Raw genomic sequence first — 17498 nt, forward strand, 5'->3', positions numbered from 1 at the left:
ATTTTGCCTTACAATATGGGGTAGCATTGTCTACTTCGTCATTGTTTAATTGAAAAGTTAACCCACATTAACCATATGCAAGGCGTATGGTTAAAAGCATCTGCTGAACATACAAAAATTCTATCGTTAATGATCCATTAACGCACAGGATACGTAAGGGTTTAAAAGCAGATCTGAAGAGTGGGCTAAATGTTAATTGTTTCGAGTGCTATTACTGAGCGTTGCGGTGCGGGATTAAACTTCCGAGCAAACAGTATCAAAAGACTACCTAAATTGGGTATGGTTGGGATTCTCCAAGAACGCCGCAAGAGAATTTTCGATTTCTTATTAGCAAGCTTCTTGCTTGTTTTTCTTGCACCCGTCCTGATTCTTATTGCCATCGCCATCAAACTGACATCAGAAGGCCCCGTGCTGTTTCAGCAACGCCGCTATGGCCGATTTAAAATGCAGTTCACAATTTTCAAATTCCGCACCATGAGCGTCATGGAAAGCGGCGACAATTTCACTCAAGCACGAAAGCACGATCCACGGATCACAAAACTTGGTGCTTTTTTGCGTCGCACCAGCCTTGATGAACTGCCACAGCTTTGGAATGTTGTACGTGGTGATATGTCGCTCGTAGGCCCTCGTCCTCATGCGATCGCAATGGATGATGACTATGCCCGCAAAATCTTTGGTTATAACCGCCGCTTTTTAATGAAGCCGGGAATCACAGGCCTTGCTCAGTGTAAAGGTTTCCGTGGAAACACAGAAAAAATGCAGCAAATGATAGGCCGGTTATGTCGCGATATCTATTATGTTCGCAACCGTAGCATGTCGTTTGATATTCGCATTTTAGCGATGACCGTCGTCAGCCTACTAACCCATGATGCTTATTAGGGTTAAGCCTTATTCAGCCGCTTATGACTGATCTGTATAGCCCTTTAAAGTGCCATTGATGACATAGGCCAGTATATCGGCAACATCCGTTGGTGTGTCTGTCACAGCTAATGCAGCGCCATCTACTTCTTTGAGCGCGTGTTGATGTTCTGCGCCGTGTATAACGATCAATGATTTTCCAAGGGCCGAGGCATAACCGGCATCAAAAGCTGCATTCCATTGTTTGTATTTCTCACCAAAGCGCACAACAACAATATCCGCTTTCTCGATTAATGTGCGGGTGCGAATTGCATTGACTTTCGCACCTTTATTGTCATGCCAAAACTTATTTGGCTCCGCACCAAGGATTGTTACACCACAATCATCTGATGCCTCATGGTGGGTGACGGGGGCTGAGAAGGTGACAGGGAGATTGGCAGCCTGCGTTGCAGCCTCAATCTCTTCACGCCAATTGCTATGAATTTCACCTGATAGATATACGTTCCACGTCATTGGATAGCCTTCCTATACTCGACAACGATTTAAGCTTTTTAGCTCAAGTCAAAGACACATCCAAAAGAATATCGCAACATAGCGATAGAAACTATGCCTATACCTCTATGATGCCCTTATATCTGGATTTTCTCTCAAATAATCCTGCACGCGGCGCCGGGCTGAGGCAACATTTGCCCGCAATCTATGAATATCCCCCTGGTTTGTCTTCAGACGCTCACTCACATATTTTAGGTTTTTTAGCTTTTTGGGATCTTTGGAGTGAGACAATCGCGATATTTCATCAATATCCTGTTCGATAGCTTGTTCTGCACTTTGCAGCCTCTTGACCGCATCATGAAGGTTTTTGGTTGGGCGATAAGCACTCTCAAAAGCGGCGGCAAATTCTGATGGACACGAACCGCGATAAGTCGCACCACGCTTGCCCAAATTAAAACCGTTTTGGGCTGTGCAATAGCGCGCGATAGCAACCTTCCAACCTTGGTTATAAGCAGCAACATTCACCGGAAGGCCGTGTTTTTCACAAGCCTTGCTATGCTGTGCGATGCGAGATGATGGATGTCCTTGGGATCCATCAATATCCCCTAGTTGTTTCCAATCAACAGTTTTACACTCATCTTCATTCAACGTAGCGCAAGCGCTCAATGCGAGCAGCCCCACAAAAAACCCTAAAAATGCTGTTAGCTTGATCATCTTTGGCCCCGATTCCCCAATCCATCCCCGATCCAAAAGCTTACTGTTTTAAGAATAAACTCTTTTAGGGTTTGCCTGCAATATTAGGCACTAAAAAGCGCAAGCTTGCCGATTGATTGATTATTGGCCTATGTTTGATGCACGATTCAAGGGATTTGCGATTAAGGGAGTGCCATGACTTATCTAAAGCCAATCATTGGGGGCATCATTATGTCCCTTGCTATGATGTCACCTTCTCATCAAGTATTTGCTCAAGACGCTATTCCAGCAAAACGATTGTTTGGTTTTAAGTCCACTGCCGCACCCCTTAAAGCACGCTCAATTGGCTCTTATGCGCGTGGATGCCTTGCTGGTGGTCAAGAAATAAATATCGATGGTCGCTACTGGCAAGTCATGCGGCTTTCTCGCAATCGCAACTGGGGGCACCCTTCCCTGATCCGGTATGTTAAGCAGCTAGCGGAAGACGCAGGCGAATCTGGCGACTGGAACGGCCTTATGGTTGGAGATCTAGCACAGCCACGCGGCGGCCCTATGCTCACGGGGCACAGATCTCATCAAATTGGCCTTGATGCTGATATATGGCTGAATGAAATGCCAAACCATCGCTTGTCACGAAAAGAGCGCGAAAAGCTTAGCGCTGTGTCAACGGTCAACTTCAATACCAAAGAAGTCAATCGCAAAGTATGGACGCCCAAGCACGTAAAGCTAATCAAGCGAGCGGCGTCCTACCGCGAAGTGGCTCGCATTTTCGTCAACCCCATTATCAAAAAAGAACTTTGCCGCGTTGCTGGCAGTGATCGCAAATGGCTGAGCAAGGTGCGCCCTTGGGCCGGCCATCATTTCCATATGCATGTCAGGCTATCATGCCCTCCTGGGTCTCAAGGATGCAAAAACCAATCACGTCCGCCTGCGGGCGATGGCTGCGGCGCTGAATTGGCAAGCTGGCTCGCGCCGCCCAAACCTTCCACAACACCAAGCAAACCGCGCAAGCCTAGACCACCCGTCACTCTTAGCAGTTTACCCAATTATTGTGAAACGGTCCTGAATACCGCAACCGTTCGCCTACCGTCGAGACCAACTGCAACGACACCGCAGCCTCGTTTCAATCCTGTACGCTGAGCGCTCACTATCCAACGCTAAGCATCAACGCCAACAGGACAGGTCAGCCCCACGCCACCCAGACCACAATATCCGCCTGGATTTTTCGCAAGATATTGCTGATGGGCTTCTTCTGCATAATAAAATGGTGTCGCTTGTTTGATTTCTGTTGTGATCGACGAAAAGCCCTTCTTTGAAAGTTCAACCTGATAGGCTTCTTTCACGGCCTCGGCAGTCTCGCGCTGTTCTTCAGAATTAAAATATATGCCGGAACGATATTGCGTGCCCACATCATTACCCTGCCGCATGCCTTCTGTCGGATTATGGCTTTCAAAAAACTTCGCGATAATTTTTCTTCGCGACACAATTGCAGGATCAAAGACGACTAGCACAACTTCATTGTGGCCAGTTTTGCCCGTGCATACTTCGCGGTAGGTTGGGTTAGGCGTATGGCCTGCGGCGTAACCAACAGCCGTGCTATAAACACCTTCCATTTTCCAAAAGACACGCTCAGCCCCCCAGAAACATCCAAGACCAATAACAATTTGCTCCAAATGCTCCGGAAACGGTCCTTTGATCGGATTGCCATTTACATAATGGACATCCGGCACGGCTATTTCTTCATCCCGCCCGGGCAAAGCCTCGTGTGGCTGTGGCACTGAAATTTTATTTTTTAAAACATCAAAAAGGAACATGAAGACAACTCCTACTTATTATAACGAAAGCTAGAGCGCACAAAGCCACACTGGCACGCGCTTTTTATAATATGGATGAGATCAAGGCACACGGCAACTCACAAGCACGATACATCGCAATCGCGTTGATTAAGTTGCAAATTTATCTTGTTTTTTACGACGTCGCCCAAGAAAACAAAAGACAAGGCCTAACCCAGCTATGACAGCGGCAGTCGGTTGAAGCAGAAGCCACTGCATAACATTGTCCCAGAATCGGACAAGACCCAGCTTTTCTTGAATCGCATATTGCACCTGATTAAGGCTTGCCGGCGCAATATCTGTCCACGACTGCCCTGCAGCTGCAAACTTTATCTCGCCCGTTGCAAGATATGCCACGCCATCAAGAACGAGCGCAACAAAGGCAACAGCCAAAAGCATATAACCGATCAGTCTAAAAAGGGAGCGGACCATTACTATCTTCACTGGTAAGATGACACATGCACAATCTAGATAGGGTATATCTAAATAAATGCAAATACAGTCAGCCCTTTGACCCTTGTTTTCAACATACGAGAGGGCACTGATATAAGGTAAAATGCTGCTTGCCTTACCATTCGTGATCAGTATAGTGCGCCACTGCAGAAAGTGTGCAATTGAATACTAATGCGGACAGGTGGCCGAGTGGTCGAAGGCGCCAATGCTTTGTAAAACAAAGCAGTCCATTTAAGTGAGCCGTGCGCTTATCTTAGACCCCACGGGTTTTCCATCCCGTGCGTATATAAGGACAGGTGGCCGAGTGGTCGAAGGCGCACGCCTGGAAAGTGTGTAGGCGGGTGACCGTCTCCAGGGTTCGAATCCCTGTCTGTCCGCCATTTACCATTGTTTTTATTGGTTATTGCCTATCTTATAATATATTATCCGCCAAACAACCCACCATAATTTAGCTTGATTGATTATGCGAATTAGAAATCATCAAAAATGTGACTTAAGTTATCACTTTTCGCTATTTAAGAGACATTATGTAAAATAAAACTTCAGCCCATAGTGGACGTTGACAGAATCAAGCCTGGAAAACATTCTATGCCCGAAAGCAGACATTTATGGACAAAACTTTTAAAGCCTTAATAGAAGGTCTTCACCCAACCTTTGAACGATTACTTGCAATGGAATCGGTTTTTGAACCGCCTTTGGATATGCCGAAACGAGGCGTGTACCTTTTCAGCGAAAATGGGGCCCACCTATACGTTGGTAGATCCAACACAATGCGCAAGCGGTACAAGCAACATACTAACCGAGGCTCACCGCACAACCAGGCTAGCTTTGCCTATAAGTTAGCTTGTGAAAAATGCAACATACCATCCCCTACTTACAAAAAAGGGGATGGACAATCCGAGCGTTTAAAAAACCCCATCCTCGCAGCTGAGTTCTTCAAAGCGAAGGAAAGGGTTCTTGCAATGGATTACCGCTATGTTGAAGAAGCGGACCCGACAAGGCAATCTATGCTGGAAGCATACGCCTGCATAGCACTAGAAACGCCGTACAATAATTTCGAAAACCATTAACCGCCCATAGTTGAAATTGACAATGATTGTCTAAGCTGCACTACTTCTTCCCAGAAGCGGGCATCGATAAATTTTTGGCATCTGGTTAAGGCAAAAGACTCGGAGGTTTTCAGACGAGTTGCTCATACACAGGACAGTAAAGTTATAAAAGTTCAGCTTCCTGCCATTCTTTGATTGTTCGAGTCAGATTTGACAATGCTAATCCCCGACTGATCCTAGAATCCAGAAGCGCAAAATTTTCTGAAAACAAAACACCATCATGTCCGTCTCTGATGAACTCATACTGTCCGCCCCCGACGTCGGCATCTGGGTCATATGCCACGGCACGCCATTTTCCAAGAACTTCGCCATCGCGGGTAACGACATCACCATTGGCTAGATTGAGCGCGTATCCGTTTTCCATCCACTGATCGTGGCCTACAAAATTTATTGGGTAAATCAAATTCATACAGCCTTGATATATCCTAACAAAAATTCTTGCAATATCTCTTTGCTCTGTGCCTGAAGGTCGTGATCGGCCCATACTTGCCGTTCATGTTATCATTGGTAGAATAAGACCAATTTCCAGAAGCGGACATCCAATATGAATATCCAAAACGTTCCAAAGATAACCAAAGATGTATGCGCCAATGAAAAAATTTTAAGGAAGTTGGAGCGTGCCGGACACATTGAATTGTACATAAACGATATGGAGTTGCCACAAGGCGGTTCCAAGATTACTAAACGTAATTCACTTCCATTTGGCTTTTCGTGTAGTAATCTCGATTGTGAATGTCACGACGGGATAAGCGGGTTCGGAAACGACTCGGAGAAAAGTCCACAGTCCTATTGGATAACGTCAGAACATGAGGAGCTATTCAAAGTCATCGCGTCAATCATAGGCCCCGCACACCGAAGGGATTGCAGACAATTATTCCATCACTACATAAATGAAAGAGATATTTTTGTTACTGAAGACACAGACATACTAAATGCTCCGGAACGGCTGTATCAAGAACTTGGAATTGTCGTAAAAACACCTGAAGATTTGAAACTGTGCTTTTAGCATTTAATGAGAATTTAATTATTGGAAGCGGCCCATTGCTGCCTTTGGTGCGACTTACCTATGCAGCAGCGTAAATTTTCGAAAGCAGAAATTGACATTCCGCAACATCGAGTCCCTTGATGTTCTCCCTGCTTGCAGGCGCAGGGCAAGATGCAATGTCAGATATGCTAGGCCATATTCAAATAACTTAGCAGTCAATAAGGCATCTCTATTTAAAAATCACCTTCTGTACACTGTAGGCATGTGATTCCATTTTTACGCCACATGTTCACAACCGAATTCCGACCATCAACCACAAAGAAAATTTCTTCGCCTTCCCTTATTAACTGATCTGGGATTTCATGCTCTATCTCGGTATCCTGCCGATAGTTGTTTATATGGGTGCGCGATCTAAGTGTTCTCCGTTGATTGCAAATTCGCAAATTGTTCCTGGAGTTTCGACAACTTCTGCGATGACCTGTTTAAGCGTTGTGACCCTATTCACATAATCCCAACCAACTTGACCAAACGTCTTCTCAACGAAGATTTCGTTGGAGAGGAGTGGATTGGTCAGAGCATGGGTGAAGGCATCGTGAGCGACCATGTTGAGCATGAGATCACCCATGATCATTCCGCGATTGTGGCTTTCCGCGCACATGCCGACATACCATTCGAGATTTTCAATTTTCGCGCCATACATCTCGCTCAGCGTCTTCACCATATCTGGATCATCGCTGACATCTGTAAAATCTTCCGCCTCTGGCAGATTGAACCGGTTTCGATACGAGTTGTAATTTTGTAATTTTGAAGCGCGCATGATCGTCATGGTGTCATACTTCACACCCTCTAAAAAGCGAGGCGTGTTGCCCATAATCATCTTACCGACAGGTTCATTTGAAAAAAGGGTGACAGCCTTTGAAAGACCTTGTTCGATGAGCCAGTTGTTGTTGTGACGGAAGTTTGAAGCATTGTCATCATCTGGCAGAAATGAGAATTTACTCGGGACAAGACCATGCCAACGGTAGAGAATGTTGAATTCTATGTGGATGCGATTACGGCGATACCATGTCTGTTCTTCAGCCAAGCCAGGCTGAAATTTCAGCGGTAGGTTGAGCGGGGAAATATGGGCGATGTAGTCCGAAATGACGATGTTGAGTAAGATCACAATTGCTGTATTACGTGCGCTTTCAAAAACTTGATCGCTGTCCCAGTCTTTGTTCTGCTCTGCTGTTTTACGAGCTATTTTATTGTGGAGTCTTAAAAATACGGTATTAAGAAGAGCATTACCAATTGTAGAGTTCGAATGTTCCAAACCAGTAGCAAAGAGAGTTTCGTAGCGACCTTGTTCAGTTGATCCAAATATGTGGCGCAGGATCGGCTCGTGGTGCAAATCTTCGAAATGCTTCTTTATAGGCAACGGCTCGCCATTCACTACATCTGCCGAGGCTAATAGGGTCTCGGGATATTCTTCCCCATTGATGTGTTGTGACCTCAAGCATCCTTTGTTGTCGGGACATCGAAGTTTATCGGTCATTTTTTTATTGAGGCCGTAGATCTGACATAAATCAATTTCATGGGTGGAGTTATTGTATTTTTCACGGCCCTCTTTACGAATTGGGACACCGTTATTGTCTGTTTTCACAGCAAATTTTTTCTTGGGGTCGAACTCAAATGCATGTGATGTGCGTAAGAAGCTATCGGTGAACCATTGAGCAAAGGATGCAAAGAGAAGCGACGAGCGAATGTCTGGTGTCATGATACCGCCTTGCGAACCATCATTTTGACGCAAAAAAAGATCTACGACTTGTTCAGATGGCGGACGGATACGCGTATCAAAATTCTCGTCTTCAGGCAGATGACGGCCTGTAATCGTCAAATCAGTTATACTTTTCCAGCTCGTATAATTTTCGATCATTGTCATCTGATGCGGGCGAGCTTTGGTTACATTGCCAAAGCGACGAAAGATCCCTTTACTGATGACATTTCGGATGAACTTCTTCGACATTAACCAATCCCAAAGACCTTTAAAATTGTCTTTGATGAAAAAGCCAATGGTGGTTACAGGCCAGACCTCTAAAATAAGGACAAGCGGAATTTCGAGTATTGCAAGAATGCTCAACCAAACATAACGTAATGACTTTTTTAAGATTCCCAAAATTCGTTGAGTAATTGTCATATCAATTGAACCATTGTTGTATCTAATTACCGATATTGCGATGATCGTTTATAAACAGGCTTGACAGCTACGGGCTATTTTCTCTGAATTCGAGGAACGTGAATGACAGCGCGGACCCAACAAAGACGAAATAGAATAACGCCAAAATAATGGGTTCCAGGCCATCCCACGTGATAGCACCAAAACTTATATAACGGCGCACCAACGACACCATCGTGCTGAGCAAAAGGGCAACCGCAGCCACCGAAAGCATCCCGATAAAGTTGTTGATCGTATCATTGGTGCCCAACCAATTTCTGGGAATATCTGACACCCAATTAAATGCGGCACCATTCTTCACGGTTTGAAACGCCATTAGAATAAGGCAGCCGAGTAAGAATAGAGAGCAGCAGTTCTCAATAATGGCATTTGCTGGCCGCAACAGGTTGAAACAGTCACTGACCATCATGGCTATAAGATAGGACACCGCAATGACAGAGAGTAGCTTAACCAAAGCGAGCCATGTGTTCGTGCAATCAATCAAACTAAAAATTATATTCTCTATGGAACAATTGTTAGTTGCTTCCCATTCCCCCACATATCCCGTAGCAAAGATCGTGAGAAACAAAACGATAAGGCCAACGGTGCTTAAAAAGGAGAAACTTTCGTCTTCTTTGCGCAGGTCATACACGTCGTTCCTAAAGATCTGATCTATAATTCGCAAAAAGGTTGCTTTATTAAACAGTATGTCGAGAAACCAAGGCATCTGGATACTATAAGATACTAATATTTAGACGAACACGAGGTAGCGCTCTTCCACCGACGCCTTCAAGTTCTTGAACTTCGAGAAAAAAGGACCGCGTGATGGAGAGTAAACCCCTTGAGTGCTGTGAGCGCTCTGAAAACAGATTGAACCTGATGCAAGTCCCATCTGCGCGAATACCAAGATAGCGCAGAAGCATCATCTTGTTAATATTAGAATTTATGAAATTTGACTGATCCATTTGAAGCGCCGTTACTTTGTCCTGACGGTCATCAGTCCTAACTTGGGAATTTTCATACTTGAAATGAAAGCTTTGTCTGAAACGATTGTTATTACCCAACGGGTTTTGGTGATAAGCGAAATATTCTCCAAAGCGTCTCTGCTTTTCTGTACCAATCCAATCTTGATTGTTCGTCAATATGACGACGTCTTTCGGTATTGAAGAATTAACAACCGAATAAACCCGCCTGACCGCAATAGCACCGCTCGGCAACTGCGTTCCCCGTTTCATGAAATAAAAATATGATCTCGCGTCCGCCCGATTGATGCTAACATTTTCAGGAAATTGCGGGGCAAGTGCTGTCGGCGAGTTCAACGGTACATCCATGTTCGCCAGCAGATACAGGCCACCATCCATAGCGGTTGATCTATCAAACCCAGCAGGACAGGAATCAACACTCACTTGCCTCTCTTGCGCATACGCATTTGAGCCAAGAATCAACATGAGGAAAATAAAAATCAGTCGCATAATATTCATTTCTGCATCTAACCTTTTGCAATAAATAAAGCGCTAAAAAAACCAATTATAGCCAACTATAAAAATAATTACTACCCATAATAAAACAACAAATATTCTATCCAAGTGTATATAAGAGATTTTATACTCACTGAAAAATGTAAGACAACTTCTCCTTAGGTGCTGACTACATATTTAAAATCTCTGTCGATAGTAAGTTGCGCGGTTGTAATTTGGTTTGCCTGAAAGTTGCCGATGTATTTGTCGCTGGGAGAGTGCGTGAACGAACTTCAATTCTGGAGAGTAAAAGCAAACAACCTGTGCAGGTTGAAATAACAGAAGGTACAAGAAAGTCACTGTACACATGGATTGAACATCCAGCCGCTGTTAAATCAGAACACCTCTAGCCAGGCCGTTTCAATGACCATCTCCATATATCTACCCGACAATCTGCGAGCCGGTCAACTATTGCTGGGTCACACGAAAATGGACAGTACGGTCAGATATCTTGGTGTGGATTTGGAAGCCGCATTGGAAATCCTGCAAGACGTTGAGACCTAACTCAATAGGCCGTGATCTCTAACATTGGCAGCCCATTGCGATCACACAACCTGGCCTCAACATGCTGCGGTGCGGCCTGCCAGACCGGACTTTCGCTGTACCCACTAAGTCGATTGGAGTGCTAGGTTTCGCGTATTGCGTTCAGGGCAGACCATGCATTGGTCTCATGAAGTGACACATGCAATCCCTTTGGAAACTCTGCTGTGCCAACGATCACCATTAAGAATGCAGTCAAGTCATGCTTTGAACGAACAAAAAGGTCGGTCATTGATGAGAGGTCAGTGCCCGACGGGGCTGGAACTACTTGAGGGTGCGTGTGCCAATCCCCGAGGTAGTGCAACCCGGACTTATGTAGCGTGCTGATTTCTCGGCGTTCTGCAAAACGATCCGCGATAAAAAAGAACCTTCCACGTCGATCAGAATTTCTTGGACCAGTCGCACGCATAAGCTTTACAGACTGACCTTCAACCACACCAAATAGTTGCCCACCAGCTTCAGACATTTTCGGGTCCAACTGTCGGTATTTAACAAAGTGATCAAGAACATTCTGTTCTAGGATCAGGAATTGCCCACTTTCTCCAATGGGGTAGCAAATACTCATGCTTCTCCGCAAAAAGCACAATCTTCTTTTTGCCTCCACTCGAATTGTCGCGATCCGCCGAACTCAGGAATGTCAGGAAACCCATTAAGGAAGTCCGGGGTGAAACGCCCTCCTTGTTCTGCAATTTCTTCCTTCGAGGCCCAGTAAACGGCCTCGGTCCCGGGATGCATCCCACCAAGCAATGCTTTCATTGTGGTCTTCGCCACCAAAGCCGCTACACCTGATAATGATGCTGGCCCATATGGTTGAAAACTGGCCCCACAATGGGGCTGTTTCCGCGTCGTCTCGGTGTCCCACTCACAAACTGTTTGTATTGCTGCCCCGAATTTATCCATTCCGCAGGCAAGACATGGACCGTTGGAGTCGATCAATACTGCGTGTCCTGCGACAGAAAAAGGCTCTGCCCAACCGTAAATTACAGGGGAGAGATCCGCTTCGTTCCTAGCTAATTGGTTAAGCCAGCCTTCAGCCACCCAACTTCCAGCCGTGGAAACGATCAAATCGGTGTTGTGAAAAACCTCAGGATGTTTGCCGTAGAGCGATTGCAAATCCTCAGAGAAGTACTTGATCGAGCGCATATGCGGGAAGTCACCAGCCAACTTTTCTGCAAGAGACTTGGCTTTAAATTTCCTGACTTGCGAGACCCCGAGCATATGACGTCCAACATTGGGATAGTCTAGAAGTCCTGGGTCGACCAATGTGATCGAGCCAACACCCGTCTTGGCCAGCAGCAGAGCAACCTCGCTTCCCAATGACCCCGCGCCGATCATCAGAACCCGCTTGTCAAATAGAGGCGCGACTGTAGGGGTGTCACGCCCATGTATCCAAGATGGGTCCGCACGCATAACCACGTGACGTTCAACATGATTGCCCCCGAAAAGCCGCTGCATTCGGATGTGGGGCGGCACTTTTCCAGGCCGAAAGCCCTTTTGCAACATGTCTGGTCGTCGCCCGGCTTCCATACCTTGTTTGACGGGGGGCAGAACTTCGACGGCGAAAAATACCGGTCCATCATCTGTGCACCCCTCGAAGGAAATCATAAACTTGCCATCAGAGGTTGCGGCAGCATCTTCCAGCAATTCTATGGATTCGGGTGCCAACTCCCGCAAGAAGTGCAGAATCGCCGCACCCGAGCTCGGGTATTCCGAAGGCAGAATAGGCCTACTGAGGGTAATATGTGTTGCAGTACTGAAATTGTAGTCCTTCTTGTTTCCCGGAAAGCGGTTGCGAAGCCAACTTTCCAAGGCGGTGTTGTCATCCGCAAGATAGAAGTCACCTATGCTGCACCATAGGGACACCCTGCGGGAGGCGCCGCCGGGTGACAGGAGGCTGACGATGTTTTTGCCCCCCTCTGTTTTGCCCCAATAAGAATAGAACTCATCGGCGAAATCATTGAGAAACGCCTCGTCGTATGAAGCGACGATCAATCGTACAGCTTCTTTTATGGCATCCCATATTAATCCTTTGGGATTCAGAGGATCGTGCTCTGTCCCCGTTGGGTAAAGGCAAAATACACCATCGCTTTCAATGTGCGGAAACTGCATGAACTGAAATTGTTCAGGGCAATAAACAAGTGGCTTCGACCATGGGAAGCCCAGCAAGAGTAACACATGCAGATCAAAGTGGTCATCTTGATGCTCAAACGGGACAACCCAACCGTGGATTGGCTCTTTGGCCTCATATCGAGACAACTCAACCGGTGAAAGGTCTCTCGCATTTGGACATTGAGCGTGCACCCACCGTGACAACTCTGCTAGCTGGAGGTCGGTAGGTTCAGACGGCCCGGTCAATGCTCGATTACCCGTAACGCCCCCCGCCCTGCTTGTTCACAGCGGCGAGGTCATTGCTGCGCTCTGCGTCTAGCTTGTTGACCATCCCCATCGTAAGGGCTGCAGGTGCAGCCAACTCGCTTGCCTTTGTCTCAAGACCCGTGTCCGGCACGTAAAGGGTAAGATCGTCTGGGATACGTCCGCCAAATTGTTCTTGCAGGGCCTCATATGCTACTGCTCGGTCAGACGTTTGCGTGAGCGCATCTGCTAGACGCTCAGCAAGCACTCTAGCCTTCGCAACGAAATCACCGCGCTCCTGAGCGGACCAACCTTGATCCAAACGCTCACCCTCTACGACAGGATTTGGAATGTCATTGGAGAGGAAGTCCGGCAAATCTTCTGCAACGCGCAACAACGCTAGGTCGTCCCGGTCACTCGCAATTGCTGCCGACGCCTTCCCAAAGACCGACACCACCGCTGCCATGAGAGCAATCGATGCCAGTCTTCCTTCAGGCCATTGAAAATCTCTCCACCCCTTGAGAAAACGACTGACCGTTCGTACTTGGCCGCCGTACTCTTTCACTGCACCAAGAAACCAGTCTTCGAGTTTGCGCGGGTCGGACTTCCTCCAACCATCATCTCGATGTGCCAACATGATCTCATCATGCGACAGCATCCGATAGGCGGTGTCCTCCATCATGAGTTCTGTCGCGAAATCGGCGCCACGGTTTTGTGCATCTTTTGAGATGCGCTGGAAGTCCCCGTCCGGCACCGAATACAGTGCAAGATCGGTGTGCATGGTGCCGTCGATCTTGACACGGATGCACGAAGCCTTGTCCGTTACGAGTTGCCAACCTTTCTTGTCGCACAGTGGCGCTAGAATGCGTTCGATTATTAAAAAGTAGGCGGCGCTTTGGATTACAGGGGACCTGTCTTCACCCTTTTGAAAATAGGAGACGGGCATGAATATCCCATCGTCCAAGTCAATCTCCTGAGGCGGCACATGCGCGGGTTGGTTGCATGTGTGGTACGAGAAGCTGCCTTGCATCCTAAACTTCGGTTTTTGGAAGCTCCGCTCTAATACAGCGGAGTGATCTTCGAACAGATTTTGATCACCCAACGATTTCGCAAATTTCTCAAATTGAGCGGAGAGTTCGATGCGAATGTCATCACGAGCGTTCCGCAGTGTCTGTTCCTGCTTCTCTGAGAGGTCCAATAGAAACTTGTAACCCGAAGGACGGGACACAAAGGCTTTATGTGCATTAATAGGCATTAATCGGTCCCTTTTCGTTTTAATCTTGTGGCGGCGACGCTACACCCCCATATACTTGGGTGTGCAAAGCCGAGTCTTCAATACTAGAGGTTGAGTAAAATGGCAAAATTTGTTTCGCTTTCGTTCTGGATTACCTTGGCGGTCTATCTAGCCTTAGCCTCACCTCTCGCCATTGGTTGGATTGAGACATGGTTTATGGAAAACGTGCCTGTGCTGGGAGCTACAACTGCCAACCTGCTGACCTCTAGAGTTGTCGCAGGTATTATCTGGGGAAGCATAGCTCTGTTCATCATCCTTCCTGGCTGGCGTTTACTTTGGAAACTACATTTGGTGGGGCCATGGCTCGCAAACCGCTACTTTCCTGACCTGAACGGCGAGTGGGTTGTTACGATCCAGTCCAATTGGTCGATTGTAGAACGCCTGAAAACCGCCGCCGCCAGTGAAGAAATAACATTTTCCCCCTTCGATGACGAACGTCCCGAACTCCTAGAAGCGCGCTTTAATGTGAAAATCAAACAGACGTGGTTTCGGACCGACCTTGTCTTCCTACCCAACGAACAAACTCCATTGCTAAGTTCCGAAACAATTTCCGTGGAATTTTTCAAGTCAGAGAACGGGAATAAGTCGGTTGCATTGGTTTACGAGCAGACTAACAAGCAAGACAATTCTCATCCCCTTGCGGTAACCGACCAACCCAAGTTTTATGGATCTGCCGTACTCAATGTGAACGAGGATGCGTCCGAACTAAAGGGGCAGTACTGGCAAAACCGCTCTTGGAACCTCGGCTTGAACGCCGCTGGGCTAATCACAATGAGAAGATCCACCAAGTAGCTGGCTATAACAGAACTACAAATGTCCGCTTTTCTTGGCAGAAAATATGTCTTGTGCTTACGCAGCGAACTTCCGCTTTCCCCAAAAGTCCCCTTTCTCATAACGTCGGTTTGTGGTCCAGTTTTACCTTGCAAGGCGTCTGCCGTTCTAGGGCACATCAATTAGCAATTGGTTCAGGTCGCCCCGCCAGCAACCATCAAGTTAAGGTAGTGACATTTCTGACAAACTCGGGGCCGTATAATTTCTTTACTTCTACCGGCTTCCAGAACAGTATGTGTAATTAAGGTTGCAATCGTTAGCCGCTCACCCACTAATTTAACCGAAATTATGAGGTTTGGATAATATGTCTCGTGAAGAGAATAGTATCAGAAAAGGACAAAGAAAGGCGAGAGATTTCACTCGGAAGATAAAAAGGAATGTGGAATCCAGTAAGACAAAAAAGACGATTGTGGAAGGCGTGGAAAAGCTTGGAGCGCAAGCCTCCGAATTTGTTGAATCAAGTGGAATTAAAGAACACCTTAAACCCGTTGCAGGAACGACGAAAGGTGCCATTGAGGCCGGAAAAGAAGCGATTCAAAGAGTGGATGAGGCTGCAGGAGCTGGTAAAAAGCTAGGGGCTGCCCGTGATATGCTAATTGGAACAACGGTTACTCCAACGAAAGAATTTTTGGCCAAATCTGGAGTAACAGAAAAAGTTGACCGTGCTGTAGACAAATCTCAAGAAACATACGGGAATATCAGGGAACTCATAAAGCCATACTTCGCTCCCGAGGATACAATTGAGCTTCTCACGAATACAAAGAAACAACTCACCAAAATCACGGCATGCATTCTTCAAGTTAGCGACAAAGAAGCTGCTGGATGGATGGAAGGATTTGGCAAAGTTGTTTCAGCCAAATTAGCAGGACTAGTAGGTACAACTTCATTATTTGGACTAGTCAGCACTTTTGGGACGGCGGGTACTGGAACCGCAATAGCAACGCTGCACGGTGCAGCTCTAACAAATTCAACACTTGCGGCGCTTGGTTTCGGCGGTGGAATGGCCGCAGGTGCATTGGTGCTATCAGGTTTCGGGTTGGTCATAGGTTTCGCAACTTACAAATTTGCACTTTCATCAAAATCTCGTAATTACGACGACCTGTCTGATGAAGAAAAACGAATAGTTGAAACTTGCGGATTATTAGCCGCAAGCATTGAGAGCAAGCTCGAAGAAAGACCTCTTCACTTATATTCTGATGAAGCATTGCAATTTTGCGATTCACTGCAAAAACTACATGAGCATCTTGAAGAAAATGCTGACAGCATCAGCGCCAATTTAGATGGAATAAATTCACTAAAATATAACCAACACATACTGACAGATTTTAAGCCTGCTGTTTTGGATGGCTTCCAATTTTATGCTGCTAAATCACCTTTAAGCCCTGCTGGGTTAGTGGCGGGTGTATTCTATAGTTTACTTACACAAACAGCTCTTGACGGCTCTCTAGAGCAAGATTTAGTGCTAGACGCTATTCGCAGGTCTAAAACGGAATTAAACGCCGCTGATGAAGTTGAAATTTCTGAATATTTAAGCGGATTAACACCTGAGCGATTGAGAGGTGTCGCCAATAATGTGAAGGGAATTTATCACGAACTTCGATGGGTTGAAGAATATAACGCTAGTCATACTGACACATACGCCGAAGTACATGGTTCCACGAACCATGAGGAGTCTGATGTTGTTATTCGTTCAACAGACACTGATGAAATACAATATGAATACCAGCTTAAGGCTACGAATAGTAAAAGCTATGTGGCTGAACATCAGGATAGGTATAGTGATATAGAGATTATCGTGACAGATGAAGTTGCGGATAAAATGGATGGCGTGCAAGCTAGTGACCACACCAATGAAGATTTAACTCGTGATGTAGCAAGCACATCAGAAAACCTTTCAGGCAACACCATACCCGATAGAGTTTTTGAATCTGGTGAATACGCTGGACTGATCGCTGCTGGGTTTGAAGCACTTAAACTTTTGGATGGAAAAACCACTATTCCTGCCGCTGGAAAAAATACAATTCAAACAGCTGCAAATGCTGCTGCTGCAACGGGTATTACCGCCTTTTTGTTCGGCTGACTGTTTGCTGCAACTGATTATGACCAACCTTTTTCTGCACGCAAAAGTCTCATATTGCGAGCGACAGTATCTTTGAGAAGGCTTTTAGGTGTTCTTTTCACACGACAATTTATTCAGGCATGTTGCTTTTAGCTCTACCCGTTTTAAAATACATTCAGCAAAGTAACCACGCTTGCTTGTGTCAAAAAACTGCTTTCCAACTAGGAGTACGGAATGACCAGACTATTCTTATTTATCATACCAAAGGCATTAGCGTTCGCAAGCGGAG

General features: G+C 46.2%; 18 protein-coding genes and 1 tRNA gene. 8 read left to right on the forward strand and 11 right to left on the reverse strand.

The features are described from left to right. Window positions 1-189 precede the first annotated feature (189 nt). A complete protein-coding gene (locus ABJ081_05130; GenBank protein MEP6356044.1) occupies window positions 190-879 on the forward strand; it encodes a sugar transferase in 690 nt (229 codons plus the stop codon). 21 nt (window positions 880-900) lie between these two features. Here the strand turns inward: ABJ081_05130 and ABJ081_05135 are convergent, their stop codons facing one another. Beyond that, the gene (locus tag ABJ081_05135) at window positions 901-1371 is read right to left on the reverse strand and encodes a YtoQ family protein (GenBank protein MEP6356045.1); all 471 of its coding nucleotides are present in this window, start codon (window positions 1369-1371) and stop codon (window positions 901-903) included. Window positions 1372-1476: 105 nt separating this feature from the next. After that, window positions 1477-2064 carry a DUF2799 domain-containing protein gene (locus ABJ081_05140; protein MEP6356046.1) on the reverse strand — a complete coding sequence of 196 codons (588 nt, stop codon included), beginning with the start codon at window positions 2062-2064 and terminating at the stop codon, window positions 1477-1479. A 174-nt stretch (window positions 2065-2238) separates the two neighbouring features. Between ABJ081_05140 and mepA the strand changes: the two genes are divergently transcribed. Then, a complete protein-coding gene (mepA, locus tag ABJ081_05145; GenBank protein ID MEP6356047.1) occupies window positions 2239-3183 on the forward strand; it encodes a penicillin-insensitive murein endopeptidase in 945 nt (314 codons plus the stop codon). A gap of 17 nt (window positions 3184-3200) precedes the next feature. On the opposite strand, the gene msrA is transcribed toward mepA, so the two are convergent. Then, window positions 3201-3857, reverse strand: coding sequence for a peptide-methionine (S)-S-oxide reductase MsrA (gene msrA, locus ABJ081_05150; GenBank protein MEP6356048.1), 657 nt, complete (start codon window positions 3855-3857; stop codon window positions 3201-3203). A 129-nt stretch (window positions 3858-3986) separates the two neighbouring features. After that, on the reverse strand, window positions 3987-4307 hold the full coding sequence (locus tag ABJ081_05155; protein ID MEP6356049.1) for a hypothetical protein: 321 nt from the start codon (window positions 4305-4307) through the stop codon (window positions 3987-3989). A gap of 311 nt (window positions 4308-4618) precedes the next feature. Here ABJ081_05155 and ABJ081_05160 point away from each other — a divergent pair. Both ABJ081_05160 and ABJ081_05165 read left to right on the forward strand, forming a co-directional pair. Then, window positions 4619-4708 (forward strand) — tRNA-Ser (locus ABJ081_05160). 228 nt (window positions 4709-4936) lie between these two features. Beyond that, window positions 4937-5398: a hypothetical protein gene (locus tag ABJ081_05165; GenBank protein MEP6356050.1), complete on the forward strand. Its 462-nt coding sequence runs from the start codon at window positions 4937-4939 to the stop codon at window positions 5396-5398. A 142-nt stretch (window positions 5399-5540) separates the two neighbouring features. On the opposite strand, the gene ABJ081_05170 is transcribed toward ABJ081_05165, so the two are convergent. From ABJ081_05170 to ABJ081_05185, 4 genes are all read right to left on the reverse strand, one after another. Then, window positions 5541-5801, reverse strand: a complete 261-nt coding sequence (locus tag ABJ081_05170) for a hypothetical protein (GenBank protein ID MEP6356051.1) — start codon at window positions 5799-5801, stop codon at window positions 5541-5543. Between the two features lie 1015 nt (window positions 5802-6816). After that, window positions 6817-8598, reverse strand: a complete 1782-nt coding sequence (locus ABJ081_05175) for a peroxidase family protein (GenBank protein MEP6356052.1) — start codon at window positions 8596-8598, stop codon at window positions 6817-6819. A gap of 67 nt (window positions 8599-8665) precedes the next feature. Continuing rightward, the gene (locus ABJ081_05180; GenBank protein MEP6356053.1) at window positions 8666-9268 is read right to left on the reverse strand and encodes a hypothetical protein; all 603 of its coding nucleotides are present in this window, start codon (window positions 9266-9268) and stop codon (window positions 8666-8668) included. 82 nt (window positions 9269-9350) lie between these two features. Beyond that, window positions 9351-10097, reverse strand: coding sequence for a hypothetical protein (locus tag ABJ081_05185; GenBank protein MEP6356054.1), 747 nt, complete (start codon window positions 10095-10097; stop codon window positions 9351-9353). Between the two features lie 399 nt (window positions 10098-10496). Here ABJ081_05185 and ABJ081_05190 point away from each other — a divergent pair, with 399 nt between their 5' ends. After that, window positions 10497-10637, forward strand: coding sequence for a hypothetical protein (locus ABJ081_05190; GenBank protein MEP6356055.1), 141 nt, complete (start codon window positions 10497-10499; stop codon window positions 10635-10637). A 121-nt stretch (window positions 10638-10758) separates the two neighbouring features. On the opposite strand, the gene ABJ081_05195 is transcribed toward ABJ081_05190, so the two are convergent. Together ABJ081_05195 and ABJ081_05200 are read right to left on the reverse strand one after the other, a co-directional pair. Continuing rightward, window positions 10759-11238 carry a Mov34/MPN/PAD-1 family protein gene (locus ABJ081_05195; protein ID MEP6356056.1) on the reverse strand — a complete coding sequence of 160 codons (480 nt, stop codon included), beginning with the start codon at window positions 11236-11238 and terminating at the stop codon, window positions 10759-10761. Further along, window positions 11235-12338 (reverse strand): ThiF family adenylyltransferase, encoded by a 1104-nt coding sequence (locus ABJ081_05200; protein ID MEP6356057.1) that lies wholly within the window; start codon window positions 12336-12338, stop codon window positions 11235-11237. Before ABJ081_05200 ends, ABJ081_05195 begins: the two co-directional genes overlap by 4 nt. 473 nt (window positions 12339-12811) lie before the next feature. Here ABJ081_05200 and ABJ081_05205 point away from each other — a divergent pair, with 473 nt between their 5' ends. Then, a complete protein-coding gene (locus ABJ081_05205; GenBank protein MEP6356058.1) occupies window positions 12812-13009 on the forward strand; it encodes a hypothetical protein in 198 nt (65 codons plus the stop codon). 26 nt (window positions 13010-13035) lie between these two features. Here the strand turns inward: ABJ081_05205 and ABJ081_05210 are convergent, their stop codons facing one another. Then, window positions 13036-14280 carry a CBASS cGAMP synthase gene (locus tag ABJ081_05210; protein ID MEP6356059.1) on the reverse strand — a complete coding sequence of 415 codons (1245 nt, stop codon included), beginning with the start codon at window positions 14278-14280 and terminating at the stop codon, window positions 13036-13038. 99 nt (window positions 14281-14379) lie between these two features. Between ABJ081_05210 and ABJ081_05215 the strand changes: the two genes are divergently transcribed. Both ABJ081_05215 and ABJ081_05220 read left to right on the forward strand, forming a co-directional pair. After that, a complete protein-coding gene (locus ABJ081_05215) occupies window positions 14380-15111 on the forward strand; it encodes a hypothetical protein (GenBank protein MEP6356060.1) in 732 nt (243 codons plus the stop codon). 343 nt (window positions 15112-15454) lie between these two features. Further along, window positions 15455-17230 (forward strand): hypothetical protein, encoded by a 1776-nt coding sequence (locus tag ABJ081_05220; GenBank protein MEP6356061.1) that lies wholly within the window; start codon window positions 15455-15457, stop codon window positions 17228-17230. Window positions 17231-17498: the final 268 nt, after the last annotated feature.

The sequence above is a fragment of the Hyphomicrobiales bacterium genome, from assembly GCA_039989895.1.
Lineage (GTDB): Bacteria > Pseudomonadota > Alphaproteobacteria > Rhizobiales > JACESI01 > JACESI01.

Bases quoted from the DNA above. Each gene is read 5' to 3' on its own strand.
- ABJ081_05185 (MEP6356054.1), bottom strand. From the start codon at position 10,097: ATGAATATTATGCGACTGATTTTTATTTTCCTCATGTTGATTCTTGGC.
- ABJ081_05190 (MEP6356055.1), top strand. From the start codon at position 10,497: ATGACCATCTCCATATATCTACCCGACAATCTGCGAGCCGGTCAACTA.
- ABJ081_05215 (MEP6356060.1), top strand. From the start codon at position 14,380: ATGGCAAAATTTGTTTCGCTTTCGTTCTGGATTACCTTGGCGGTCTAT.
- ABJ081_05135 (MEP6356045.1), bottom strand. From the start codon at position 1,371: ATGACGTGGAACGTATATCTATCAGGTGAAATTCATAGCAATTGGCGT.
- ABJ081_05140 (MEP6356046.1), bottom strand. From the start codon at position 2,064: ATGATCAAGCTAACAGCATTTTTAGGGTTTTTTGTGGGGCTGCTCGCA.
- ABJ081_05170 (MEP6356051.1), bottom strand. From the start codon at position 5,801: ATGGAAAACGGATACGCGCTCAATCTAGCCAATGGTGATGTCGTTACC.
- ABJ081_05130 (MEP6356044.1), top strand. From the start codon at position 190: ATGTTAATTGTTTCGAGTGCTATTACTGAGCGTTGCGGTGCGGGATTA.
- ABJ081_05155 (MEP6356049.1), bottom strand. From the start codon at position 4,307: ATGGTCCGCTCCCTTTTTAGACTGATCGGTTATATGCTTTTGGCTGTT.
- ABJ081_05195 (MEP6356056.1), bottom strand. From the start codon at position 11,238: ATGAGTATTTGCTACCCCATTGGAGAAAGTGGGCAATTCCTGATCCTA.
- ABJ081_05210 (MEP6356059.1), bottom strand. From the start codon at position 14,280: ATGCCTATTAATGCACATAAAGCCTTTGTGTCCCGTCCTTCGGGTTAC.
- ABJ081_05220 (MEP6356061.1), top strand. From the start codon at position 15,455: ATGTCTCGTGAAGAGAATAGTATCAGAAAAGGACAAAGAAAGGCGAGA.
- ABJ081_05165 (MEP6356050.1), top strand. From the start codon at position 4,937: ATGGACAAAACTTTTAAAGCCTTAATAGAAGGTCTTCACCCAACCTTT.
- ABJ081_05175 (MEP6356052.1), bottom strand. From the start codon at position 8,598: ATGACAATTACTCAACGAATTTTGGGAATCTTAAAAAAGTCATTACGT.
- mepA (MEP6356047.1), top strand. From the start codon at position 2,239: ATGACTTATCTAAAGCCAATCATTGGGGGCATCATTATGTCCCTTGCT.
- msrA (MEP6356048.1), bottom strand. From the start codon at position 3,857: ATGTTCCTTTTTGATGTTTTAAAAAATAAAATTTCAGTGCCACAGCCA.